This window comes from Exiguobacterium sp. s46, assembly GCF_018618875.1.
Taxonomy (GTDB): Bacteria; Bacillota; Bacilli; order Exiguobacteriales; family Exiguobacteriaceae; genus Exiguobacterium_A; species Exiguobacterium_A abrahamii.
The window spans coordinates 1,732,502-1,757,234 of the sequence record NZ_JACSMY010000001.1 but is presented as its reverse complement, the minus strand read 5'-3'; the positions used below and the strand labels follow the sequence as shown (position 1 = coordinate 1,757,234).

The 24,733-nt window shown below is 48.5% G+C and carries 27 protein-coding genes and 1 riboswitch; of the genes, 19 read left to right on the top strand and 8 right to left on the bottom strand.

All coding sequences use genetic code 11. From position 1 onward, the window contains the following. Window positions 1-32 precede the first annotated feature (32 nt). Window positions 33-308 (bottom strand): DUF3055 domain-containing protein, encoded by a 276-nt coding sequence (locus KNQ08_RS09175; protein ID WP_023469147.1) that lies wholly within the window; start codon window positions 306-308, stop codon window positions 33-35. Window positions 309-343: 35 nt separating this feature from the next. Further along, window positions 344-1,324 (bottom strand): class II fructose-bisphosphatase, encoded by a 981-nt coding sequence (gene glpX, locus KNQ08_RS09170; protein WP_029342420.1) that lies wholly within the window; start codon window positions 1,322-1,324, stop codon window positions 344-346. Between the two features lie 151 nt (window positions 1,325-1,475). Here glpX and KNQ08_RS09165 point away from each other — a divergent pair, with 151 nt between their 5' ends. Then, on the top strand, window positions 1,476-1,919 hold the full coding sequence (locus tag KNQ08_RS09165) for a DUF86 domain-containing protein (RefSeq protein WP_023469145.1): 444 nt from the start codon (window positions 1,476-1,478) through the stop codon (window positions 1,917-1,919). 6 nt (window positions 1,920-1,925) lie between these two features. Beyond that, the gene (locus KNQ08_RS09160) at window positions 1,926-2,690 is read left to right on the top strand and encodes a TIGR01457 family HAD-type hydrolase (RefSeq protein ID WP_214805318.1); all 765 of its coding nucleotides are present in this window, start codon (window positions 1,926-1,928) and stop codon (window positions 2,688-2,690) included. A 42-nt stretch (window positions 2,691-2,732) separates the two neighbouring features. On the opposite strand, the gene KNQ08_RS09155 is transcribed toward KNQ08_RS09160, so the two are convergent. Further along, window positions 2,733-2,960, bottom strand: coding sequence for a NifU family protein (locus KNQ08_RS09155; protein WP_012371190.1), 228 nt, complete (start codon window positions 2,958-2,960; stop codon window positions 2,733-2,735). Window positions 2,961-3,069: 109 nt separating this feature from the next. On the opposite strand from KNQ08_RS09155, the gene KNQ08_RS09150 reads away from it, so the two are divergent. Then, window positions 3,070-3,366, top strand: a complete 297-nt coding sequence (locus KNQ08_RS09150; protein WP_214805317.1) for a DUF1462 family protein — start codon at window positions 3,070-3,072, stop codon at window positions 3,364-3,366. 40 nt (window positions 3,367-3,406) lie between these two features. Here KNQ08_RS09150 and KNQ08_RS09145 read toward each other — a convergent pair whose 3' ends face one another. Further along, window positions 3,407-4,459 (bottom strand): NAD(P)/FAD-dependent oxidoreductase, encoded by a 1,053-nt coding sequence (locus KNQ08_RS09145; RefSeq protein ID WP_023469142.1) that lies wholly within the window; start codon window positions 4,457-4,459, stop codon window positions 3,407-3,409. A 92-nt stretch (window positions 4,460-4,551) separates the two neighbouring features. On the opposite strand from KNQ08_RS09145, the gene KNQ08_RS09140 reads away from it, so the two are divergent. Next, window positions 4,552-4,785, top strand: a complete 234-nt coding sequence (locus tag KNQ08_RS09140; protein ID WP_023469141.1) for a YuzB family protein — start codon at window positions 4,552-4,554, stop codon at window positions 4,783-4,785. Between the two features lie 76 nt (window positions 4,786-4,861). Here the strand turns inward: KNQ08_RS09140 and KNQ08_RS09135 are convergent, their stop codons facing one another. Further along, the gene (locus tag KNQ08_RS09135) at window positions 4,862-5,428 is read right to left on the bottom strand and encodes an ECF transporter S component (RefSeq protein ID WP_029342415.1); all 567 of its coding nucleotides are present in this window, start codon (window positions 5,426-5,428) and stop codon (window positions 4,862-4,864) included. A gap of 154 nt (window positions 5,429-5,582) precedes the next feature. After that, a riboswitch (FMN riboswitch) is annotated at window positions 5,583-5,725 on the bottom strand. Between the two features lie 111 nt (window positions 5,726-5,836). Between KNQ08_RS09135 and KNQ08_RS09130 the strand changes: the two genes are divergently transcribed. From KNQ08_RS09130 to KNQ08_RS09115, 4 genes are all read left to right on the top strand, one after another. After that, a complete protein-coding gene (locus tag KNQ08_RS09130; protein ID WP_029342414.1) occupies window positions 5,837-6,187 on the top strand; it encodes a HesB/IscA family protein in 351 nt (116 codons plus the stop codon). A gap of 117 nt (window positions 6,188-6,304) precedes the next feature. Beyond that, the gene (locus KNQ08_RS09125) at window positions 6,305-7,171 is read left to right on the top strand and encodes an NAD-dependent epimerase/dehydratase family protein (protein ID WP_214805315.1); all 867 of its coding nucleotides are present in this window, start codon (window positions 6,305-6,307) and stop codon (window positions 7,169-7,171) included. Continuing rightward, window positions 7,168-7,671 (top strand): GNAT family N-acetyltransferase, encoded by a 504-nt coding sequence (locus KNQ08_RS09120; RefSeq protein WP_214723849.1) that lies wholly within the window; start codon window positions 7,168-7,170, stop codon window positions 7,669-7,671. The genes KNQ08_RS09125 and KNQ08_RS09120 overlap by 4 nt, the downstream gene beginning before the upstream one ends. Beyond that, a complete protein-coding gene (locus tag KNQ08_RS09115) occupies window positions 7,668-8,159 on the top strand; it encodes a GNAT family N-acetyltransferase (protein ID WP_214723847.1) in 492 nt (163 codons plus the stop codon). Before KNQ08_RS09120 ends, KNQ08_RS09115 begins: the two co-directional genes overlap by 4 nt. Window positions 8,160-8,401: 242 nt before the next feature. Here the strand turns inward: KNQ08_RS09115 and KNQ08_RS09110 are convergent, their stop codons facing one another. Beyond that, window positions 8,402-9,400, bottom strand: a complete 999-nt coding sequence (locus tag KNQ08_RS09110) for an NAD(P)/FAD-dependent oxidoreductase (protein ID WP_023469135.1) — start codon at window positions 9,398-9,400, stop codon at window positions 8,402-8,404. Between the two features lie 245 nt (window positions 9,401-9,645). Here KNQ08_RS09110 and KNQ08_RS09105 point away from each other — a divergent pair, with 245 nt between their 5' ends. The 6 genes from KNQ08_RS09105 (at window position 9,646) to KNQ08_RS09080 (ending at window position 17,868) form a co-directional block, all read left to right on the top strand. Further along, window positions 9,646-10,857 (top strand): NAD(P)/FAD-dependent oxidoreductase, encoded by a 1,212-nt coding sequence (locus KNQ08_RS09105; protein WP_029342410.1) that lies wholly within the window; start codon window positions 9,646-9,648, stop codon window positions 10,855-10,857. 81 nt (window positions 10,858-10,938) lie between these two features. Then, the gene (locus KNQ08_RS09100) at window positions 10,939-11,256 is read left to right on the top strand and encodes a YuiB family protein (RefSeq protein ID WP_023469133.1); all 318 of its coding nucleotides are present in this window, start codon (window positions 10,939-10,941) and stop codon (window positions 11,254-11,256) included. A gap of 101 nt (window positions 11,257-11,357) precedes the next feature. Beyond that, entirely contained in the window at window positions 11,358-12,215 is an 858-nt protein-coding gene (gene glcT, locus KNQ08_RS09095; RefSeq protein WP_023469132.1) for a glucose PTS transporter transcription antiterminator GlcT, read from the top strand. Window positions 12,216-12,432: 217 nt separating this feature from the next. Continuing rightward, complete coding sequence (gene ptsG, locus KNQ08_RS09090) at window positions 12,433-13,956, top strand: glucose-specific PTS transporter subunit IIBC (RefSeq protein ID WP_029342409.1); 1,524 nt, start codon at window positions 12,433-12,435, stop codon at window positions 13,954-13,956. Window positions 13,957-14,086: 130 nt separating this feature from the next. Next, window positions 14,087-16,198 (top strand): glucose-specific PTS transporter subunit IIBC, encoded by a 2,112-nt coding sequence (ptsG, locus tag KNQ08_RS09085; protein ID WP_214805313.1) that lies wholly within the window; start codon window positions 14,087-14,089, stop codon window positions 16,196-16,198. A gap of 152 nt (window positions 16,199-16,350) precedes the next feature. Further along, on the top strand, window positions 16,351-17,868 hold the full coding sequence (locus KNQ08_RS09080; RefSeq protein ID WP_214805311.1) for an MDR family MFS transporter: 1,518 nt from the start codon (window positions 16,351-16,353) through the stop codon (window positions 17,866-17,868). A 110-nt stretch (window positions 17,869-17,978) separates the two neighbouring features. On the opposite strand, the gene ptsP is transcribed toward KNQ08_RS09080, so the two are convergent. Continuing rightward, window positions 17,979-19,703, bottom strand: coding sequence for a phosphoenolpyruvate--protein phosphotransferase (gene ptsP, locus KNQ08_RS09075; protein WP_023469128.1), 1,725 nt, complete (start codon window positions 19,701-19,703; stop codon window positions 17,979-17,981). Window positions 19,704-20,056: 353 nt separating this feature from the next. On the opposite strand from ptsP, the gene KNQ08_RS09070 reads away from it, so the two are divergent. The 3 genes from KNQ08_RS09070 to KNQ08_RS09060 are packed head-to-tail and all read left to right on the top strand — an operon-like array spanning window position 20,057 to window position 22,276. Next, window positions 20,057-21,469, top strand: coding sequence for a leucyl aminopeptidase (locus KNQ08_RS09070; RefSeq protein ID WP_149427747.1), 1,413 nt, complete (start codon window positions 20,057-20,059; stop codon window positions 21,467-21,469). Beyond that, entirely contained in the window at window positions 21,466-21,636 is a 171-nt protein-coding gene (locus KNQ08_RS09065) for a hypothetical protein (RefSeq protein ID WP_214805309.1), read from the top strand. Before KNQ08_RS09070 ends, KNQ08_RS09065 begins: the two co-directional genes overlap by 4 nt. Beyond that, window positions 21,617-22,276, top strand: a complete 660-nt coding sequence (locus KNQ08_RS09060; RefSeq protein ID WP_214805307.1) for a DUF429 domain-containing protein — start codon at window positions 21,617-21,619, stop codon at window positions 22,274-22,276. Before KNQ08_RS09065 ends, KNQ08_RS09060 begins: the two co-directional genes overlap by 20 nt. Here the strand turns inward: KNQ08_RS09060 and ytvI are convergent. After that, window positions 22,265-23,389: a sporulation integral membrane protein YtvI gene (gene ytvI / locus KNQ08_RS09055; RefSeq protein ID WP_214805306.1), complete on the bottom strand. Its 1,125-nt coding sequence runs from the start codon at window positions 23,387-23,389 to the stop codon at window positions 22,265-22,267. The genes KNQ08_RS09060 and ytvI overlap by 12 nt on opposite strands. Before the next feature lie 93 nt (window positions 23,390-23,482). Between ytvI and KNQ08_RS09050 the strand changes: the two genes are divergently transcribed. Beyond that, entirely contained in the window at window positions 23,483-23,668 is a 186-nt protein-coding gene (locus tag KNQ08_RS09050; protein ID WP_050678640.1) for a hypothetical protein, read from the top strand. Next, entirely contained in the window at window positions 23,634-24,521 is an 888-nt protein-coding gene (locus KNQ08_RS09045) for a MazG nucleotide pyrophosphohydrolase domain-containing protein (RefSeq protein WP_251133641.1), read from the top strand. The genes KNQ08_RS09050 and KNQ08_RS09045 overlap by 35 nt, the downstream gene beginning before the upstream one ends. Window positions 24,522-24,733 lie beyond the last annotated feature (212 nt).

Genomic DNA, 24,733 nt, shown 5'->3' with positions numbered 1-24,733 from the left:
AAAAAGCCTTCGTCCACGGACGAAGGCTTTTTTCATAGACCGATATAAGCACGCAGGTACATCTCAAGTTCCGTTGCCGCATCGTCTTCGACGTCAAACGCCGTCGCGATGTAGCCAGGTTCATCAAAATCGTCCGCACCGATGATCGCATAGCGATTCGATAAGAGATTCAAGACGAGAATCTTACCGTAAAAATGCTCCGAGTGAGTGATGGCGAGATCAAACCGACTGGCTTCTCCAATCCAACTGACGAAGCGTGTCTTCGTTTGTTCGACATCATCATATAAAAAATCACGTTCTTCCATCATTCAGCTTCCCTCATTTCCCTAACATCTGTTTCAGATTAAAGGGTTTGGGGGACTTTTTGCAAGTATGGTTTACGCGATAAGCTATGCTCGGCGATGACTTTTCGAATCGTCCGTGTCTTTGAACGCATGACGAGGGATGTCGTCTCAACGATATCATCCGTCAAGAACTTGACGCCATCGAGCATTTCGCCTGTCGTGACGCCGGTCGCGGCAAAGATACAGTCGTCGCTTTTGATGAGATCATCAAGCGTCAAGAGTTGAAGCGGATCTTCAAGCCCCATCCGGATGACACGAGCGGTTTCTTCCTCGTTCATCGGATGTAAGCGTGCCTGCATGTCGCCGCCCATTGCTTTGACCGCAGCAGCCGTGATGACACCTTCAGGAGCACCGCCTGTACCGATGAAGATATCGATTCCTGTCGCAGGAGAGAGTGGTGCGATTCCAGCCGAGACGTCGCCGTCTTCAAACAGACGAACCCGTGCGCCCATCCGCATCGCGGCTTCGCGGAAGTGATCGTGACGTGGGCGGTCTTGCATGATGACCGTGACATCCTCAATCCGTTTATTGTTGTATTGAGCTGCTTTTTCAATGATGACTTCAAGTGGATCGTCGAGCGAGACGTGCCCCTTCAAGTTCGGTCCAACTGTTAATTTATCCATATACATATCCGGTGCGTGGAGCAGGGCACCTTGATCGGCGACGGCGATGACGACCATCGCATTACCGAGACCTTTGGCGACGATATTCGTACCTTCGAGCGGGTCGACGGCGATGTCAACGATTGGACCGTTTGCTGTTCCGACACGTTCGCCGATGAAGAGCATCGGTGCTTCGTCGAGTTCTCCTTCACCGATGACGACCGTTCCGTTCATGTTGACCGTGTTCAAGACTTCGCGCATCGCAGTCGTTGCTGCATCATCCGCTTCATTTTTCTTACCGCGACCAATCCATTGAGCAGAAGCTAATGCTGCTGCTTCCGTAGCGCGTACGATTTCCAGTGCGAGTTCCCGTTCCATGTATATAACCTCCACGTCACCAATGTGACATACTATTTTCAGCAAAAATCTAAATTGAGGATAACACATTGGGGAATGTGATGCAAATGACCTTTCTGCTTTTCAGGATTGCCGGATAACGATAAAATGGAGGATGTGAGGGGGAATGAAGATGTATTTCGTCAATCGTCAAAAAATCGAAGAGACGGTCGTCTGTTATGAGACGGCACTTCGACAAAGTAAGGAAGTTACGGGGGATCCGGTGACGACGGCACTGGCTATGGAACGGATCGGTTTTTTAGTCATTGAAAGTGTCATCGACATCGGAAACAGTATGATTGATGGATTCATCATGCGGGATCCGGGAAGTTATGAAGATATCATTCTCATTTTAGAAGATGAGAAGGTCATCGATGGACCGCTCGCGACGAGTCTGAAGAAGCTCGTTGCGTTACGTACGTTGATCGTCCGGTCATTCACACAGTCGAGTATGGCGGAGATTCGGGCGGTACTTGAGACAGAGGAAGCAGAACTACGTCGTTTCCCGGAAGCGATTCGCCGGTATATCGAGACAGAACTCGGACCGGTGTCTGCATTTTTACCAAACGAGGAGTGAGTCAGGATGAAGGCAAAAGGCTATTTATTTGATTTAGATGGAACGATGTATAACGGAACGGAACCGGTAAAAGAAGCGGTCGATTTCGTCAATCGTCTGCAAGCAGAAGGGGTTCCGTATTTGTTCGTGACGAATAATGCGTCGATGACGGCAGAAGCCGTGGCGGAGAAATTACGCGGGATGGGTGTTCATTCCGATGCGAAACACGTCTTGACGAGTGCGATGGCGACTGGTCGTTATATCGCTGATCTATCACCGAAAGCGCGCGTCTATGCCATCGGTGAGACAGGACTGATTGATGCGCTTGAACGGGAAGGGTTAGACGTCGTCGCAACCGAAGCGGCAGATTACGTCGTCATCGGTCTCGACCGTCAGATCACATATGAAAAACTCGCTGTCGGGGCCCTCGCGATTCGTGCCGGTGCTCGTTTCATCTCAACGAACGGAGACATCGCCATTCCGACAGAACGTGGATTCTTACCAGGAAACGGTGCCTTGACGTCCGTACTGCGCGTGACGACGGAGAAGGAACCGTTCTTCATCGGCAAACCGGAACCGGTCATGGTCGATATCGCGACGGAGATGATTGGTCTGTCAAAAGAAGACGTCATCATGGTCGGGGATAACTACCATACGGATATCCTATTCGGAATCAATGGAGGCATCCGGACGATGCACGTCAATTCTGGCGTCCACACACCCGTCTTCATTCAAGGTCAGGATCGTCAACCGACATACATGGTCGATACGTTAGCCGAATGGATTCTATGAATCAAAAAATCCCGAACGAGAATTCGTTCGGGATTTCATGTATTAGAAGACTTGTTCGACTTCAACGACGCCAGCGACTTCTTCAAGAAGGGCACGTTCGATACCGGCCTTCAATGTGATCGTTGAACTTGGGCAGCTACCACAAGCTCCCATCAAACGGAGTTTTACGATTCCGTCTTCTACATCTACGAGTTCAACGTCTCCTCCATCACGAAGAAGGAACGGACGCAATTTTTCAAGAACTTCATTCACTTGATCAAACATTTCCATGCGTAAACACATCCTTTCGTATAGTTTCATTGTAACAGGGTTGAAAAATGTTCTCAATCTGGAAAACTTGTATACTAAAGAGGAGAGAATTGAAAAGGGGGACTTCAAGATGGAAATCACGGTTTACGGGACAGCGGTCACTTGTCCGAGTTGTGTCGGGGCACCCAGCTCGGAAGAGACGTTCAGTTGGCTAAAAGCTGTCCTCGGACGGAAATATGAGCAAGAAATGACGCTACGCTATGTCGATTTCGAGACAGCAACATCGGATCAATGGACGGAAGCCTTGAAAGAGGAAGTCTATTTTTATCCACTGATCGTGCTTGATGATGAGATGATTGACGAGGGGTACGTCAAGCTGAAGACGATCACGGCAGCGATCGATGCGAAGTTAAGTCAGACGGGGTAATGAAGAAGAGGTATCCCAAAGCTTGGGACACCTCTTTTGTTCATTTAATCTTTTTGTGTTTCCATAAGACGCCGGACTTCAAGAGACGTGGGACTTTCCCCGTCAGCGCTTGCTTGCCCATGACGATCCCAAAACCGTCTGATTTCCCGAGCGATCCGAGCATCCCGCGCAGTTTGATTTCTGGCAGTTTAGGCAATTTCTTCCCTTGCCACTTCGCTTGCAAGACGTCGACGACTTGTTCTGCCTGATGTTCTGCGAGTTGACCGCTTGGCGCATACGGCAAGCTGGCACAATCGCCGATGACGAAGACGTTATCGTATTCCGGCACGTGATGATGTGCCGTCAATTTGATCCGACCGCCACTGTCTGCAGCAAAGCCGAGATCGCGAACGACCTTGACCGGCTGCGTACCTGCCGTCCAAATCGTCAAGTCCGACGGGTACGTATCGTCGCCGTTTCGCACGTCGTCCGCCGTGACGAGCGTGACGTTCGAATTGTTGATGACTTCCACGTCATGCTCCTCGAACCATTCCTGGACGTAAGACGAGACTTTATCGGATAAGAATGACAAGACGGATGGACCGCGGTCGAACAGACGAATCGTTAAATCCTTCCGGCTCTCATGCAGTTCACTGGCAAGTTCGACACCAGATAGACCAGCACCGACGATCGAGACGACGGACCCCGGTGACAGACCACAGATCGCTTGCTGTGTCTTGCGCGATTCTTCAAGTGTCTGGATGCTGTATGTAAACTCTTGAGCACCCGGAATGTTGTGGTATTTATCCTCGCAACCGAGGGCGATGATCAAGTCATCATAGAATAATTCTGATCCGTCTTGCAGGTGGACCGTATTCGTCTCTGGTGAGATTTTAATGACATGTCCATATTTATAAGTAAGATGTTTCCCCTCCGGAAATTCAATCCGGACATCCCGATCTGATAATGTACCTGCTGCGAGTGCGTAGTATTCCGTTTTGAGTGCGTGGTACGGTAGACGGTCGACGAGCGTGACGGCAACTTCCTCGTCCTTGAATCGCTCACAAATCCGCATTCCACCATAACCTCCGCCGAGTACGACCAATTGCTTCATAACGTAAAATCCCCCTTAGTTCCCCTAAATCAGTCTGACCTTGTATAATACGACATGAGGCAGGTCGTTTCCTGCTTGAAGGAGGAAAAAAAGTGAATCCGATTATTGAATTTTGTATTAGTAACTTAGCGGCTGGTACACAGGTCGTCATGGAGCAACTTGAACGTGACCCGAATGTTGACGTCGTCGAATACGGTTGCCTCGGTTATTGCGGGATTTGTTCGCTTGACCATTTTTGTCTCGTAGATGGTGAGACCGTCGTAGGTGAAACGCCGGAAGAGTTGCTTGAAAAGATTTATCTGAAAATCGAAGAGAATGAGCTGTGAGCATGGACGGCCAAAAAATCCCCTCGTTCGTCTGAACGAGGGGATTCGTGTCCGTCAGCGGGCGCAGCTTTTCGGATCAGGCAGATTGTTGGCGGCGCATCATCCATGGGCGTAGTTTCAAGAACAATGGAATGAAGAGTGCCGAGATGAACAAAGCCTTGATGACGTTAAACGGTAAGATACCGGCAGTGATCGCTGTCCATTTGACAGCTGGATCCGCCATGTAATCCATACCGAGGAACCATGCATACGCTGGAAGGATCAAGATATAGTTGAGGATCGCAAGACCGAGTGCCATCGTGATCGTACCAGCGACGAGACCAGTTGCGAGACCTTGTGTTGATTTCTTTTTGTGGTAGAACCAGCTGACAGGTAGTACGAATGCGACGCCTGCAGCGAAGTTCGCGAATTCTCCGACCGGAACACCACTTCCGCGGAAGATGTAGTATAACACGTTCTTCAATGCTTCGACGATGACACCTGCGACCGGTGAGAACATGATCGCTGCGACAAGAGCAGGAACATCACTGAAGTCGATCTTCAGATAGTTTGGTAAGAACGGTAGTGGAAAATTGATAAGCATAAGAACAAATGAGATTGAACCTAACATTGACAGAGTGACCATTTTTTGTGTGCGTTTCATACGAGTATTGTCTCCTTTTGCTCGTTCCTCTCGATGAAGTATTGGCATGACTGCGACCATAAAGAAACCCCTATTGATCAGATCAACAGGGGAGAAGTCCGCATTAAATAAACCTAATCGATTATTGCAAAATCGATCAAATTCAAACTCATGCCGCCATCTTCTCCCATCCAGACTGTACTGTCGGCTCCTGAATTACACAGAATCAGCAAATAGCGCCCTATTCGCTCGCGGGCTTCAACTTAAAAAGAGTTGTTTACCGCCGGTCGGGAATTTCACCCTGCCCTGAAGATGGAACGATTATTTTATTGTACATACCATTTATACAACGAATTCAAGATAGTTTCAAGCAACTAGGTTTCGATTCGCTCAGAAGTTGCGTATACTAAAGAAAAGGAAGGTGATGACATGATCCATTTAACGGAGGCAGCAGCGCTACAAGTCCAGGACATGATGGCGCAGGCACCAGCAGATGAACGAAATCTTCGGATGCTCGTCCAAGGTGGTGGATGTAGTGGTCTGTCGTACGGAATGGGATTCGATCAACAAAAAGAAACGGATCTCGTTTTTGAACAGCACGGCGTGACCGTCATCGTGGACGAAAAAGATTATCCGGTCGTCAAAGGACTGGAAATCGATTATAAGCAGTCGATGCTCGGCGGCGGATTTACGATTACGAATCCGAATGCTATCGCAACATGCGGTTGCGGGACATCGTTCCGAACAGCAACAAATGCCGGGACACCGGGTGGCTGTTAATGAATCCAATCGTGGACATCGTCCACGATTTTTTTTATTGCCTTCTACAGGAGACCTGTTCCGTTGACTCGAAATATTAAGAGAGTGAATGCTACTACGAACAGGGAGGGCTTCAAGATGAGAAAAGTATTGATCTTCGGGGGAACACGCTATTTCGGACGACGCTTAGCGATTCGGTTAGCCGATTCAGGGGATGATGTGACGATCGTCACACGCGGCGAGCATACTCCACCGGTCGCGAAGGGCTTGACATTCTTTAAAGGGGATCGGACATCAAGCAGTACGATGAAGGACTTGAGCCAACAGCACTGGGATGTCATCTATGACAATATCTGTTTCACACCGTATCAAGCGAAGCTCGCGGTCGACGCGTTTGAAGGAAAAGTCGGACGCTACGTGTTGACGTCGACGATGTCTGTCTATGAAGACGGTGGTGCGAATATCACGGAGCGTGCCTACAATCCGTTTCCCGGGAAATATGAGCTTGAGAAGGAACATGGATATGGCGAAGGGAAACGCCAAGCGGAGAGTTATTTCTTCCAACGGGCGACGTTCCCAGTCGTTGCGGTCCGTTTTCCGGTCGTCCTCGGACCAGATGACTATACGGAGCGACTCGTTTTTCATATCAAGCGGGCGCTAGACGGTCGTCCGATCGTTGCCGAAAACACATACGCGAAGATGGGGTATATCTCAAGTTACGAAGCTGCTGCCTTTCTTGAGTGGTGTGGTCGTTCGGAACTGACCGGACCAATCAACGCTGCAAGTGACGGTGTCTTATCAATTCAAGACCTAGTGGATAAGATCGACCGCGTTGCGGGAACGACGAGTCAACTCGTTGCAAAAGGAGAGGATGAATCGCCGCTTGCGCCAGAACGCGATTTCTATATGGATACGAAAGCTGCGAAACAAGCGGGCTATCTGTTCCAACATGTCGATGACTGGCTCGATCGTTTGATTGAAGAGGAGGTGCGCAATCACCAATGATGCAGTTGATGAAACCAGCTCTTGCGTGGGAGACAGAGTATCGTGCCTTTTTAGAAGACTGGCGAGAGTCGGGCGAAACGATCGTGCCGGAAGCAGTCGGAGACACATATGAACCACTGGGCGCTTATTTTGCGGAACTGAAGGAAATGGAGACAACAGTCAGACCGGGTCTTGTCACCCATTCGACGTACTGGATGGTCGACGGGCAACGAATCGTCGGTGCGCTGAACTTCCGGCATGACTTGACGGAGAACTTGAAGTTGTACGGCGGACACATCGGATACGGCATCCGACCATCCGAGCGTCAGAAAGGATATGCGACGACCGGACTCCGTTTAGCGCTAGAAGAAGCACGGCAACGTGGACTCGATCAAGTGCTGTTGACGTGTGGCGTTGATAATCTAGCATCTCGCCGTGTCATCTTGGCGAACGGTGGACAAGAAATCGAGCCGACTGTTCGTAATGGACGCGAGACACGTCGCTTCATCATCCCGTTATGAGGATTCGTGAAGCACGTCTTGAAGATGCGTCAGCTATCGCCCGCGTTCATATTGATGCCTGGCGGGAGACGTATCAAGGTATTATTCCGGACACTTATTTAGTGCAGTTATCGCACGAAAAACGGACGAAACAATGGGAACAGACATTAGTCAATCAGCGCGTGTATGTTGCCGTGTCAGGAGAAGAAGTCGTTGGTTTTGCGCAAGGTGGAGCGAATCGAAGTGATGCGCGTGAAGGTGAGTTGTATGCGATTTATGTCTTGCAAGCGTCGCAAGGACAAGGACTCGGAAAAGCTTTGTTTCAACGCATCGCTGAGGACTTAGCGGAATATGAGATGATGCAGGTTTCTGTCTTGCGGGATAATCCAGCGTGCCAGTTTTACGAGCGATTCGGTGGTCAGGTCTTCGAAGAATCGATGATTGAGCGAGGTGGGGTGGAACTCGTGCAACGGGTTTACCGGATACCTGTTAAAAGATCATCCGTATGAAATCGGACGTTTTCAACATCTTTGCTTTCCTCAGGCGGGAGGTAAGCCGCGCCAGTTCCCATTCCATGTGATCTGTCGGGTCTTACCTATCCCTGACGGAAGCACACATCGTGCTTCCTTTTCCTGTAGGAGTCGAAGATGTTTGTTCACGTCCTATATGTGATTCCATCAAAATAAGAGGTCGGACTCCGATATGTCATCCGGAATTCGACCTCTTATTTGTTTTCAGCCATTCAGTTATCTCAAGAATGATTCGTTACTTTTTCGAACAGACTCGTCGAGTGTTGCGGGTGACGAGCAGATGGATCAACGAGAAGCTTCGCTTGGTTAACGGCGATCGGTGCTTCACCGAAGCCCGTTGCGATCAGTTTGACGCGTCCTTCGTAAGTCGCGATATCACCACAAGCGAAGACGCCTGGAATCGCAGTCTCCATCTTCGAATTGACACGAATCGAATTGCGTTCGAATTCGACTTCCCATTCTTTGAGCGGTCCGAGTGACGAGACGAAGCCGAAGTTACAGACGACATCGTCCGCAGCGACGACGACGACTTCACCACTTTCAGCATGTTTGAACGTCAGCGTCTCGATGTGCGTCTCACCTGTGACCGATTCAAGTGTATACGGCGTCATGACGTTGACGGACGAATCGTGTAACAGTTCGACCGAATGTTCATGGGCACGGAACTTATCACGACGGTGGACGAGCGTGACGGATTTTGCAATCGGCTCAAGCATCAATGACCAGTCAACTGCAGAGTCACCGCCACCAAGTAAGACGACTTGGCGATCCTTGAAGCGTTCCATGTCGTTGACGAAATAGTGTAAGTTTGTTTCTTCGAAGCGTTCTGCATCTGCCACTCCGAGTGGACGCGCGGCGAACGAGCCGTTTCCTGCCGTCAAGATGACGGTCTTCGTATAATGCTCGCCTTTATTCGTGACGAGGCGGATGATTCCATCATCCATCCGTTCGTAAGCGATGACGGTCTCACCGAGCACGTATGTCGGATCGAATTCATTTGCTTGTTCAAGCAACCGATCGACCAGTTCCTGTGCTTTTACTTTCGGAAAACCGGCAATATCGTATATATATTTTTCAGGATAAAGCGTAGCGAGTTGACCACCTAATTGAGGTAGACTCTCGATGACCTTCGTCTTCATCTGGCGCATTCCTGAATAAAACGCGGTGAACAGTCCGACTGGACCGCCGCCGATGATCGTGACATCATATGGTTGGTGCATCTGATTCCCTCCTAGCGTTGGATAGGTCCATTATATAGGAAGTAGGGGGTGAAGGTGCAAGTACGGAACATCTCACATTTTTTTTTAAGGGAAATTACATTTTTCTTTTGCAATCATTCCTGAAAAGTGTTTCAATAGGCTTATAGACATGTGAACATTATTTGAACAAAATTTTTGAGCATTCGTCTGTAATTGAATGTGAAGAAAATCACAACAAAACTACGATTCGTAAGGAGTATCAGAACATGAACACACCTAACATTGTTATTCTTGGAGCGGGCTACGGTGGATTGATCACAGCAGTCAACCTTCAAAAGAAACTCGGCGTCGATCAAGCGAACATCACGTTGATTAACAAACACGACTATCATTACCAAACAACTTGGTTGCATGAACCAGCTGCAGGTACGATGTCTGCGGAGCAAGCGCGCATCTACATCAATGATGTCATCAACCCGTCACGCGTCAAACTTGTCAAAGGTATCGTTGAGAAAGTCGACACGGCTGCTAAAACGGTTCTCTTACAAGATGGCGGAACAGTTCCTTACGATTACGTCGTCGTTGCTCTCGGTGGTGTTCCTGAAACATTCGGTATCAAAGGATTGAAGGAACACGCGCTGACGATCAGCTCGTTGAACAGCGTCCGTAAAATCAAGGAACATATCGATTACTCATTCGCACAGTACAAAACAACAGGATCACAAGATCGTTCACTCTTGACGATCGTTGTTGGTGGTGCTGGATTCACAGGAATCGAGTTCATGGGTGAGCTCGTCAACCGTATTCCAGAACTGTGCAAACAATATGACATTCCACGCGAACTCGTTCGTGTCGTCAACATCGAGGCAGCACCGACAGTCCTTCCAGGATTCGATGCAGATCTCGTCAACTATGCACACAAATGGCTTGAGCGCCAAGGCATCGAGTTCAAACTCGGTAACGGCATCAAGGAATGTGGACCAGGAAGCGTCACATTCGGTCCGCTTCAAGGCGACACGACTGAGACGATCGAAGCGAACACGATCATCTGGACTGGTGGCGTCAGCGGTAACCCTGTCGTTGCAGCATCTGGTTTCGAAGCGATGCGTAACCGTGTCGTCGTTGAAGAAGATCTCCGTGTTCCAGGACACGACAATGTCTTCATGATCGGTGACTGTTCAGCAGTCATGGACCCAAGTTCGAACCGTCCGTACCCACCGACTGCACAAATCGCGACACAACAAGCACACAAAGTCGCTGAGAACATCGCAGCACTCATCGCGGGCCGTCAAACATCGACGTTCACGTACGAGAACAAAGGAACGGTCGCTTCGCTTGGTCACAAAGACGGCATCGGCATGGTCTTTGGTAAGAAGATTTACGGTCGTAATGCATCGTTCATGAAAAAAGTCATCGACAACAAACACTTCTTCGAACTGAAAAAGCTTGGTCTTGCGATCAAAAAAGGGAAGTTCTAAGTTCACGTTTTAGGCAAATGTACACTCGTGCATTTGCCTTTTTTGTCGGTTATACTAGAAGAGATTCAAAGGGGGAACAGTATGCATATCATTCAAGCCGTGATCGGGAGTGTGCTTTATCTCGTCATGTTCTTTAGTATCGGATTCATCTTAAACATGTTGTTGCGGAGTACATGGGTGATGCTCGTACTCTATCCGGTCATTATCATCATGATGATCGACAACCAATCGACGCTCGAATACTTCACGAATGCTCGTGAAGCGATTCCGAATCTTGGGGACCGGATTGCTGGTCTACAGACAGCGGATATCACGATGTTCGCGGCTGGTCTTGCCGGAATCATCATCGCCGGTCTATCGATTCGCTTCTTGCGTAAGAGCGGTTACCAAATGTTTTAAAGTCTACTTGAGTAAGTAGGCTTTTTTCGTGTCTGAAAAACCGTTATAATAAAAACAATGTCTTTAAATAAATGTGTAAGAGCAGATTGGGTTGAGAGCGAATGGATAAACAAATGTACCACGTTATCAAGGTATTGAATAATAATGTCGTCATTTGTTCGACTGGTGCGAATCAGGAAGTCATTATCCTCGCGAAAGGGATTGGCTTCGGTCGGAAGCCAGGCGATCAACTGACAGATCTCGACAAGTTGGAAAAAGTCTACACGTTGAAGGATAAAGAAGAACAGGATCAATATAAGGCGCTCGTCGGTCATCTTGATGAGAATTTCATCGCGTTGATGAACGAAATCGTCTCGATGATCGAGACACGCTTCGGAAAAAAGGTCGACGAACATATCCATATCGGATTGACGGATCATTTGACGTTTACGTTCAAGCGACTGGAACAAGGAATGGAAGTCACGAATCCGTTTCTTGCTGAAACGGAAGCCTTGTATCCGGAAGAGTACGCTCTTGCAGAAGAAATCGTCGAGTTCATCAGTGCCGAGATGAATTTTTACCTGCCTCCAGCTGAGACAGGATTCATCGCACTTCATATTCATTCAGCGACGAACTTCAAAGACGTACTCGAAGTCAACCGCCATCATCAACTCGTCGGTTTAATTGCTAGTCATATCGAACAGCGACTGGAGATTAAAATCGATCGAAAATCGCTTGATTACAAGCGTCTGATTCGGCATCTTCGTTCAGCGATTGAAAGGGTTTCCAATGGGGAGTATCTAGAGGCTCCAGAAAAAGTAGAAAAGCTATTGCGTGAAGAATATCCGCTATGCTATGATACTGCTTGGGAGCTGATGTCCATCATGGAACGTCAGTTGAAGAAAGCGGTACCGCGCGGTGAGGCGACGTATCTTACGATGCATCTGCAACGCTTAGTGCAGTACGATTCAGGTAAATGACCGCACGGACTACGTGTTACTGATACGATCAGGCATGAGTGGGATGTCGGGCAAGAAGCTTTATTTCCGTTATTCAACGGGATAAGTCTATTGTCTACAATCCGCTCGTGCCTGATTTTTTTCTGTAAAAAATCGGTCAGATGTCTGACTTTTTTCGTCTCAATCATTGGCATTATTCATCATACTTCGCTCTTAACAGGAAAAGGAGGAAACACACATGTTCAAACAGATTTTTGCTGTTCTTCAACGTGTCGGTAAAGCGTTGATGCTTCCTGTAGCGATTTTGCCAGCTGCCGGTATCCTACTCGGATTCGGTAACGCGATGCAAAATCCGAACTTGACGTCAAAACTCGAGTTCTTGAAAAATGATGCAATCATCAAGGTTGCAAAATTGATGGAAGCAGCTGGGGATATCATCTTCGGTAACTTAGCACTCTTATTCGCGGTCGGTGTTGCGATTGGTCTTGCAGGGGACGGCGCAGCCGGACTTGCGGCAATCGTCGGATTCTTGATCATGAACAAAACAATGAGCGTTTGGCTCGGCGTTACACCAGAAATGGTTGCTAACGGTCAAGGGTATGCAAACGTACTCGGTATCCCAACACTTCAAACTGGGGTATTCGGTGGTATCATCATCGGTCTGATTGCAGCTTGGGCGTACGGGAAGTACCATAATCTCGAATTGCCGCAGTTCCTCGGATTCTTTGCTGGTAAACGTTTCGTTCCAATCGTTACTGCTGTCGTTTCATTGTTCGCAGGTCTTGTACTTGTATTCGTTTGGCCGTTCGCTCAGGACGGATTAAACACATTCTCCCACTTCATGATGGAGAAGAACCCAACACTTGCAGCATTCGTCTTCGGTCTCATCGAACGCTCGTTGATTCCATTCGGTCTTCACCACATCTTCTATGCACCATTCTGGTTCGAATTCGGTTCGTACACGAATGCAGCAGGTGATGTCGTTCGTGGTGACCAAGCGATCTTCTTCGCTCAATTGAAAGATAATGTTGAATTGACTGCTGGTACGTTCATGACTGGTAAATTCCCGTTCATGATGTTCGGTCTTCCAGCAGCAGCTCTTGCTATGTACCACGAAGCTCGTCCTGAGCGCCGTGCAGTCGTTGGTGGTCTTCTTGGATCAGCAGCACTTACAGCATTCTTGACAGGTATCACAGAGCCAATCGAATTCGCATTCTTGTTCGTTGCTCCAATCTTGTTCGCAGTTCACGCAGTCTTCGCAGGTCTCTCGTTCATGACGATGCAATTGTTGAACGTTAAGATCGGTATGACATTCTCTGGTGGTTTGATTGACTTCCTTCTCTTCGGTGTTCTTCCAGGACGCACGCAGTGGTGGCTCGTCATCGTCGTCGGTCTTGCACTCTCTGTCATCTACTATGTTGGATTCCGTTTCGCAATCCGCAAGTTCAACCTGAAAACTCCAGGTCGTGAAGATGCAGCGCAAGAGACTTCATCTGCTCAAGGTTCTGAACTCGCTGAAGGTATCCTTGATGCACTCGGTTCAGAGTCGAACATCAAACACTTGGATGCATGTATCACACGCCTTCGTGTCGAAGTTCTCGACAAATCAAAAGTCAACAAAGATGAGTTGAAAAAATTAGGTGCTGCTGGTGTCCTTGAAGTTGGTAACAACGTTCAAGCGATCTATGGACCGAAATCAGACAACATCAAGTCTGAAATTCAAGCCGTCATCGCATCACGTAAACAAGAAAAAACAGTCTAATGTTTTAAGAAATGAGTCCTTCTGCGGAAGGGCTCATTTTTTTTTGGAAAAATCTTTTGGAATCGTTTTGCACTAGAATATTTTAGGGTATGAATTAAGTAGTTTGTTTAAAAAAGGAGGGAATATACGCATGTGGAAAAACGTGTTTGGTGTCTTACAGCGGATCGGTAAGGCCCTGATGTTACCGGTAGCGATTTTACCGGCAGCGGGGCTATTGCTCGCGTTCGGGACAGCGTTTCAAAACCCGAACTTGACGCAATATTTACCGTTCCTCGAGAACGATTCGCTAGTCGTCATTTGGCGAGTCATGCAGGATGCGGGTGATATCATCTTTGCGAATCTCGGGTTACTGTTTGCCGTCGGGGTCGCGATTGGTCTTGCGAATGGGGAAGGGGTTGCCGGTCTAGCAGCGATCGTCGGTTTCTTGATCATGAACAAGGTCATCAGTTCGTTTTTACAGATCACACCAGAAAAAATCACGGAAGCACAGAAAGCAAGTGACTTGTCGTATGCGACGGTCCTCGGGATACCGACCTTGCAAATGGGGGTATTCGGAGGGATCATTGCCGGTTTGATAGCAGCGTACAGTTATAATAAATTCTTTAAAATCAAACTGCCTGATTTCCTCGGATTCTTCGCAGGGAAGCGTTTTGTTCCGATCGCAACCGCCTTATTCAGTCTTGTCGCAGGGTTTGCCTTGTCGTATATTTGGCCACCGATCGGTAGTGGAATCAACACATTCTCAAAAACAATCATCGAAGCGAACGAACCGTTGTCTGCCTTTATCTTTGGACTCGTCGAACGTTCGTTGATTCCGTTTGGTCTTCACCATATCTGGTACTCAAGCTTCTGGTTCCAGTTCGGAGAATATACGGATAAAGCCGGAACGATCATCAACGGGGATCAGCGGATCTTCTTCGCACAGTTGAAGGACGGTGTACCATTTACAGCAGGGACGTATATGACCGGAAAATATCCATTCATGATGTTCGGTCTGCCAGCAGCCTGTCTTGCGATGTACCATACGGTCGCAAAAGATCGTCGTAAAGCCGTCGAAGGTCTTTATTTCTCAGCTGCGTTGACTTCTTTCCTGACTGGTATCACGGAGCCAGTCGAGTTCTCCTTCGTATTCGTTGCACCACTCTTGTTTGCCGTTCACGCTGTCTTTGCAGGTCTTTCATTCATGATCATGGATTTACTGAACGTCAAGATCGGGATGACGTTCTCCGGTGGATTGATTGACTACACGTTATTCGGGATTCTACCGAACCGAACCTCGTGGTGGCTCGTCATTCCAGTCGGTCTTGTCTTCGCCGTCATCTACTACTTCGGATTCCGTTTCGTCATCACGAAGTTTGATCTGAAGATTCCGGGACGCGAAGCGATTAAAGAAGGTGCCGCTACCTCAACGGCACAAGCAGGCGATCTACCGTATGAAATTCTACAAGCATTCGGTGGTCCATCAAACATTAAACATTTAGATGCTTGTATCACACGACTTCGGATTACGGTCAATGATAAATCAGGCGTCAACAAGGATCGCTTGAAAGAACTTGGTGCTGCTGGTGTTCTTGAAGTCGGAGATAACGTCCAGGCCATCTTTGGACCGAAATCCGATGGAATCAAGACAGAAATGGCAGATATCATGAAAGATCCAAATTATAAACCGAAAGAAACACCAGAAGCAGATCCAATTCCACAAGTACCAACGGGAGACGAAGCACGGACTTCTGGAACTGGTACAGCAGATGCCGGTCCACTCGCTGGGGATCGTGGTGGGGCTTACGTGCCGCAAGATGGATATGTCGCACCGCTGAGCGGTATCATTCGTTCTCTCGATGATGTGCCGGACCAAGTGTTCTCCGGTCGCATGATGGGTGACGGATATGCAATCGAACCAACGGAAGGATATGTCGTCTCTCCAGTCTCTGGTGAGATTACGACGTTCTTCCCGACGAAACACGCGATCGGTATTCTTGCGGATAATGGAGATGAAATCTTGATTCACATCGGTATTGATACGGTATCACTCGAAGGAAAAGGATTCGAGGCGTTGGCGAAAGCCGGCGATCGTGTTGAACCGGGGACACCACTCCTCAATGTCGATCTTGAACAAGTACGACCGCTCGTACCATCATTACTGACACCAATCATCGTCACGAACAGCGGCGATCGAAAAGTCGACGTTGATGTCGGACGGACGGTCGAAGCCGGAGAAGCGATTTCGTATCGTGTAGAGTAAAGAAGAAAAGCGACGGATCGTCCTGAGCGATCCGTCTTTTTTGTGTGAAATGATCGTAGAGCACATTTTATAATGAGATTTTGCACATATGATGATACAATAAGTTAGCTATTATAAGAGTTAGCTAATTTTTTGAGAAATGAGGTGCGTCGATGTCTTCGACTACAACAAAAACGAATACGACACCTGTCGTCATCGGATTATTGATTGGAATTTTAGTCGCAGCAATGGATAACACGATCGTTGCGACAGCGATGCCGACGATCGTCAGTGAACTGAATGGGTTTGATCAGTATGCATGGGTCACGTCGGCTTACATGATTGCAACCGTTGCTGGAATGCCGATCTTCGGTAAACTGAGTGACATGTATGGAAGAAAACGCTTCTTCCTCTTTGGGGTGCTCCTCTTCATGGTAGGGAGTATCTTGTGTGGAATGGCAGACTCGATCATTGAATTGTCTGCCTATCGTGCGTTGCAAGGGCTTGGTGGTGGGGCGTTGATGCCGATCGCCTTTACAATCATCTTTGATATCTTCCCACCGGAAAAACGGGGGAAAGTCAGTGGTCTGTTCGGAGCAGTCTTCGGTATCTCGAGTATCTTCGGACCGTTGCTTGGTGCCGTATTGACGGATTCCCTCGACTGGCGCTGGGTGTTCTATATCAATATTCCGCTTGGTTTGATTGCCCTTGGTCTCGTGACGGTCTTCTATCAGGAATCACCGGTGCACCGGACACAGAAAATCGACTACGTCGGTGCCTTTACGCTTGTTGCCGGATTGGTGTTATTCCTACTCGCACTTGAAATGGGTGGGAAAGAGTATGCATGGTCTTCGCCACAAATTCTTGGTCTGTTCGGAGCAGCGTTCGTCGCGTTCGTTGCCTTTGCATTTGCTGAACGACGTGCCGCGGATCCCGTCATTACGTTCAGTCTGTTCCGCCGTCGCTTATTTGCGGCAACACAGGGCGTGGCGTTCTTTTATGGATTCGTCTTCATCTCGGCGAGTGTATTCATTCCAATCTTCGTGCAAGGTGTCTTTGGTGGCAGTGCGACGAACTCCGGTCTGATCCTGATGCCGATGTTGATTGCCTCGGTCATCTCGGCGCAACTTGGTGGACAGTTGCCGAACAAGTTTGGATTCCGGAACGTCATGATCGTCTCAGCGGTCTTCTTCCTGCTCGGTGTCTATCTCCTTAGTACGATGACGCTTGAGACATCGCGGACAGCGGTAACGATTTATATGATCATTCTCGGATTTGGTGTTGGCTTCAGTTTCTCTCTATTGAATCTAGCGAGTATCAACGGCATCGAGATGCAACGTCGGGGCGCAGCGACCTCGATGGGCTCAACATTCCGGACAATCGGGATGACGCTTGGTGTCACAGTCCTCGGAATCATTCAATCACGGACATTCGCGTCAGCTGTAACGGATCGGTTGCCGCAAGGTGGAGCGCCGTCCGGTGGACAGTTCCCAACGGCTGATGCGTTTGCGAAGATGCCACCAGAAGTTGCGACAGCAATCAAGACGTCGCTTGCAGAATCGATCTCAACCGTCTATTTCTGGGCGTTGATTCCAGCAGTACTCGGTGTCATCTTTATCTTCTTGATGGGAAACGAGCGTCCGATTTTATCGGAACAAGCTACTCCAGCGAAGAAGAAACAAGCGCAATAATCATCGTTTCAACAACGTCTTCTTTCTTATAAGAAAGAGGCGTTGTTTTTTTTTGTTTAACAAGACAAAAAAAGACGAACCTGGATTGCTCCAGGTTCGTCTGACAGAATTTATTTTTTGATGTCGAAAGTCGTGCTGAGGAAGTCGACGACTTCTTCTGCCGTATCCATATCGAGTACTTGCTCAACGATTGCTTCACACTCTGATTTGTTGAGGCGTGTCATCAAGCTACGTGCGCGAAGGACAGATGATGCTGACATCGAGAACTCATCAAGACCAAGACCAAGAAGGATCGGAAGTGCCAATTCTTCTCCTGCCATCTCACCACACATGCCGACCCATTTGCCTGCTTTGTGTGCTTCTGTGATGACGTTGTTCAAGAGGTTCAAGATTGCTGGGTTGAACGGTTGGTACAGGTATGATACTTTTTCGTTCATCCGGTCTGCTGCCATCGTGTATTGAATCAAATCGTTCGTTCCGACAGAGAAGAAGTCGACTTCTTTTGCAAACTGACGAGCCATGACCGCTGTTGCTGGAATCTCGACCATCATACCGACTTCGATGTCTTCTGATACCGTGACGCCTTCAGCTTGAAGGTTTGCTTTCTCTTCAAGGAGAAGTGCTTTTGCAGCACGGAACTCTTCGATCGTTGCGATCATCGGGAACATGACAGCGAGTTTACCGTATGCACTTGCACGAAGAAGTGCGCGCAATTGTGTACGGAACAAGTCTGTTTGGTCAAGGCAGAGACGAATCGCACGGTAACCGAGGAACGGGTTCATCTCGTGTGGGAGATCAAGGTACGACAATTCTTTATCGCCACCGATATCAAGAGTCCGGATGACGACTTTTTTATCGCCCATTGACTCGAGAACCGTTTTGTAAGCTGTGAACTGCTCGTCTTCCGTTGGGAATGTCTCTGCATCCATGTAGAGGAATTCCGTACGGTAGAGACCAACTGCTTCTGCACCGTTATCCAAAACGCCTTTGACATCGTTTGGTGTACCGATGTTTGCAGCGAGCTCGACGTGATGACCGTCAGCCGTCATTGTTTTTTCGTTCTTGAGTTTTTTCCACTCTTCTTTTTGTGCGATGTATGCTGCACGTTTTGCTTCATACTCAGCCACTTGCTCTTCGCTTGGGTTGACGATGACGTCACCTTCAGCACCATCAAGGATGAGAAGATCGCCATGTTTCACGTCCGTCAAGACGACTTTTGTTCCGACGACTGCTGGGATTTCGAGTGAACGTGACATGATGGCAGAGTGCGATGTCCGGCCACCAATGTTCGTTGCGAAACCTTTAGCATATTTACGGTTCAATTGAGCTGTATCTGAAGGAGTCAAGTCTTCCGCGATGATGATGACTTCTTCATTGATTTGAGCTGGAGTGACGAACGTGATACCGAGAAGGTGAGCCATCGTCCGTTTCGTGACGTCACGAACGTCTGCTGCACGTTCGCGCATGTATTCGTTATCCATTGATTCGAAAATCATGACCATCATGTTTGCGACTTCATCGAGTGCTTTTGCAGCATTTGCTTGCTCGTCCTCGATTTTTGCGTTCACCTGACTGACGATTTCCGGATCTTCTAAGATGAGAAGGTGAGCCGAGAAGATCTCCGCTTTATCTGGACCTAATTCTTGTAAGGTATTTTCACGAATGACTTCGAGTTCCGTCTTCGATTTTGCGATCGCTGCTTGGAAACGTTCTTTTTCCGCAGCTGCATCCTCGATTTTGTGCGATGGAATCTCAAAGACCGGTGTTTCCATCACGAATGCTTTTGCAATCGCGATCCCTGCAGAAGCGCCAATTCCCTTGATATGTTGTGCCATGTGCATTACCCTCTTTTCAGTAAGTTTTTTTAACGCGACGACTTCGTTTCTTAGCTATCTATAGATACCCATAAACGCCTCTCTCTTAACGAGCCTTCTGCGCACTCTCCCTTGAATGAAAACGTAGACATTTCCCGGAACAGCAAACGCATCGTTTCTTGAAGTGTCTCAACATTTCACCCGTTTAATCCTATCATATTGTGAAACGGGCAACAATTGTTTGAAACCAAGCATTTCGACAAATTGTCGAACAGAAGTAATGAAAGCGTTTGCGGTCAGTCGAGAGGCTATCAGTTGGAAAATGACTGAAAACACTTCATACTAATAGATACTAGTCAAAGGGGGAGTTTTATATGCAAACGAATCAATCCGTAGATGTACTCGTTGTCGGGATTTCTGGAAATCAACCGCTCGATGAACGGTTACAAGCACTGTATGGTGACAAACTAGAAGAGTGGGTTCGTCAAGGCGATATCTCAACGAAACGCGGAGAACTGCGTCTATTGCCAACGTTAGCGGGCGACGTCGCACGTGTACTGTTCGTTGGACTCGGGAAAGTTGATCAGCTCTCGCAAGACGATTTACGTCGCTTGCTCGGAAAAGCGGCACAGCATGTCAAAGCACGTCGCTTAGAACATGTCACAGTTGATGCAACAACATTCCCAGGGCAACCGGTCGAACTGATTGCCGAGACATTCACCCTCGCTACATATGAGGTCAAACATTATAAGACGTCGCCTTCGAAAGCATATACGTTACAACTGACGGTCTTACCTGTAGAGGAAGAAGCCGTACGCCGCGGAACGGTCTTGGCTGAAGCGACGAACTTAGCGCGTCGTCTCGTAACGATGCCTGGGAATCTTTTGACGGCGCCAGCGCTTGCGGATGAAGCACGCTTCATCGCGGAGCGTCATGGGCATGATCTCCGGATCATCGATAAGGAAGAGATGGAAGCACTCGGGATGGGCGCCTTGCTTGCCGTCAACCAAGGATCCGTCATTCCACCGAAATTGATTGTCCTTGAATATAAAGGTTCAGCAGAAGCACCAATCGCGGTCGTCGGGAAGGGCGTCACATTCGATACAGGTGGTTATTCCATCAAACCAAAAGACGGTATCGTCGGAATGAAAGGCGACATGGGTGGAGCAGCAGCGGTTCTCGGGCTATTCGAAGCACTCGGTCAACTGAAGCCAGATGTTCACGTCATCGGTGTCATTCCAGCAACCGACAACATGATTTCCGGGGATGCCTTCAAGCCAGACGACGTCATCACATCGATGGCGGGAAAAACGATTGAAGTCTTGAACACGGATGCGGAAGGACGACTTGTTCTTGCTGACGCAGTCACGTACGTGAAAGAGTATCAACCTAAAGCGATCATCGATCTCGCAACGTTGACAGGTGGTGTCCTTGTCGCGCTTGGAACAGAAATCACAGGTGCGTTGACGAACGATACGTCACTTTACGAACGCTTTGAACAGGTGACGAAAGAGACGAATGAGATGGTTTGGCAGATGCCGTATGTTGATGCCTTCATCAAACAAGTCCGCCGTTCGGAAGTCGCAGACTTGAACAACTCACCGGGACGCATGGGACACATGATCTTCGGTGGTGCGTTCGTCGGCGAATTCGTTGGTGACACACCTTGGCTACACCTCGATATCGCGGGAACATCGGAACAGAATCAAGCGTCTGAGATTGGTCCAAAAGGAGCAACGGGCGTCATGGTCCGTAGTCTGTACCGGTTCGTCGAGCAAGAAAAATGAGACGTTGGAATCTACTCGGCGTCTTGTTGACGATTCTTGCCGTCGTCTGGTATATGGATGCGCGCGACCGTCTATCGCTCGGTCTCGCGACGTTCATCGGTATCTTCACCGTCTTATCACTACTGCGTTCTTTCCGGGAGAAGACGAATGCACGTCATCGGAATTGATGCGGCAAAGGCGGGCTGGGTCGTCGTTATGTGCGAAAACGGTTGTTATACGGGATTCGTCGAACCGACGCTTGCAAATATTCCTAGAGCTGACCGGATTTGGATCGATATGCCGATTGGTTTAATGGAAGGACGACGCGAAACAGATCAACTGTTGCGACAGGAATTACGCCCTGGGCGAACGAGCAGTGTCTTCAATGCCCCGTTCCTCAGTGCACTGACAGCTTCTAGCTATATGGAAGCAAATGATTTAGCCAAACAACATGCGGGGATCGGGCTTTCAAAACAAGCGTGGTATCTATTACCGAAAATCAGAGAAGTTCGCAGCGTATATCGAACGGAGATGATTGAAGCCCATCCGGAAGTCTGTTTCGCGCGACTCGCCGGTCATCCGGCACGCTTTTCAAAGAAAACGACCGAAGGCATTGCGGAACGGATTGAATTGCTCGAGCGTTTTGATTGTCCGCCGTTATGGGAACAGCGTCAGTCGCATGTTGCGGTCGATGATTGGCTCGACGCTTGTCTGCTTGCGACGGGCGCCCGTTTTCCGTGTGATTATTTGCCGGCGAGTCGACCGGTGGATCCGGAAGGATATCCGTTATATGCAGCTGTACCAAAAAAATCACCCTCACCGAAATAGTGTGGGTGATCCTTTGACGAAGTCCCAGATATAATGAAAAATCTGGGCGTTGTAGAGTGCTTTTAAGATGACAGCGATCAATGGTCCGAGAATCAGTCCGAAGACACCAAAGAATTTGATCCCGACGAACAGCGCAATCAACGCCGTGATTGGTTGAATCCCGATATTATCGCCGACGATTTTCGGTTCCATGATGTTACGCTGCAGAATGACGAGAGCGTATAGAATCCCGAGTCCAATCGCAAGTGTTGTATTACCCGTGATGATCGAATAGGCAATCCAAGGCAGGAAGACGGAACCGGTGCCAAGATACGGCAAGATATCAAAAAAGGCAGCGATAAAAGCAACTGCGAACGGATGCTCGACACCAATGATGAACAAACCAATCAAGACGATGAAGAACGTGATCGTGATCAACGTGAGCTGCGCTTTGAGATAGCCGAATAAGGCAGATCGTAAGCTCAGGAAGACCGACTCGAAACGAGCGAACCAAGGAAGCATCTCATAGCGCTTCAATCGCATCTCGTACTGGTGCCAATCTTTTGCGATGAAAAACCAAGCAAGTAAGACGATGACGAAAATCAATGCAATCGATGGCAATGTCGCAAGGACCGTCTGTAGCATCATGGCGATACTTTTTGAGCCTTCGCCAATCGCACTCGCAAGTGAACTACCGAGAGATTGGATACTGTTTTGAACCGTATTTTGTTGCGATGGCTCCAGTGAGCGTAAGGCTTCGGAAGCATCGTTCCAGATGGGTGCCAGTTTTTCATTGTACAGCTTTTGAAAATACAGGCTCAACTCTTGGATTTGCGCCGGTAATTGGTTGGCGACAAATACAAGACCGCGAATCAACTGCATGATGATCAAGGCGAGCGAACCAACTAATAGGCCACTGATCAAAATGATCGATAACAACGCACCCCATCCACGATTGATCCGTAACCGCTTTTGGAAGAAATCGACGAGCGGTCGGCTGAAAAGGGCAAGCAGAAACGCAAAGACGAATGGATATAAGATGGACGAGAGGCGGATGAGTAACCATCCACCAACTAAGAAGGCGAAGATCACCGTCAGGAACCGGGCCATTTGCCAAAGACGTTCAGTCGACACAAGCAACACCTCTTACTGGAGTATGTAGAATTTATTGATATCATCATATCATGTTTAGGTAGATTACGAGTCATTCAAAAGGAGGAGATCTCGATGCGTAAAAGAGAAATCGGACTAATTGCTGCGTTGATTGCTGCGACATCTGTCGGAATCCGAGAATGGAAGAAAAATCAGGCGTTTGCGCAACACGTTAAACAGGAGACAGAAATGCACGTACGCCAGGCAATCGTGGAGGGTCAGACCGATGGAACAGATGAAGACACTGCAACAAAAGGTTGATGCGACGATTCGCTCACTCGGTGGTTATTTTCGACCGCTATCTGGTCTCGCGCGCCTGACGGAAGAAGTCGGTGAAGTCGGAGAAGCACTAGAACAAAATGATTTAGAAGCCCTTCGCTTTGAACTTGTCGACGTCTTGATGATCTCGACCTGTCTTGCGAACCAATACGTGACGGATCTTGCAGCACAGCATGAGACGCTCGGTACAGTAAATGATGATCAGGACGGTTCGTTTTATCGACTCGTGCATGAGGCCGGACAAATCGCACGTGTCATGAACGGTTATGAAGGGGATAAACCTCCGAAAGCGAAAGACACAATTGTTCCGATTGGTCATTCCTTAGCACGTCTGCAACGCGAACTGTTTCGGTTAGCACGACCACTTCAACTTGATTTACTGACAGAAATCGACCGGACGAATGAAAAGAATCTGAAGCGGGATAAAACACGCTTCGCGTTGACGCGTGATCCCATCACGGAAGAGACGATTGATCATTTCCGAAGTGCGACAGGAAGCGAGGCACGCCTCTGGGGAGCTCCTGTGTACGAGGAGAACCAAACGATAGAGGATAACATGGAAGCAGCATTACCGTCACTCCGGCGTTTTCTCCGATGTGCGACGATTGAGGGGATCGAGGCATTCGTCTTCGAAGCACCGATGGAACGCTCGCGTAGTTTGGTTGAAGTGAAAGAACTAGCGGACGAAATGGGACGCTTGATCAAAGAGCGAACACCGCTTGACTTCAAGAATTCACCGTATCGCTTAGAAGTCTTTGCGCCACAACTCGGTCCGATCTCGCCGTATCATGCGGAAGACGACCATCGGATGTTTCTCGTTCTCTATATCGATTAAATAAATAAGGGACTGACTCAAAAAAGAATGACACGTCTTTTCACGCCCTTTCCTCAGGCGAGACACAAGCCAGTTTTCCGCTCCATTCGAGCAGGAAAGCGGGTCTTGTTTGTCTCTGACAGCGCAAATGCGCTTTTTCCTGTAGGAGTGGCGTGTGACGGGTTATTCTTTTTGTTACGAGATAAGGGTGGCAGATTATCATTCTGCCACCC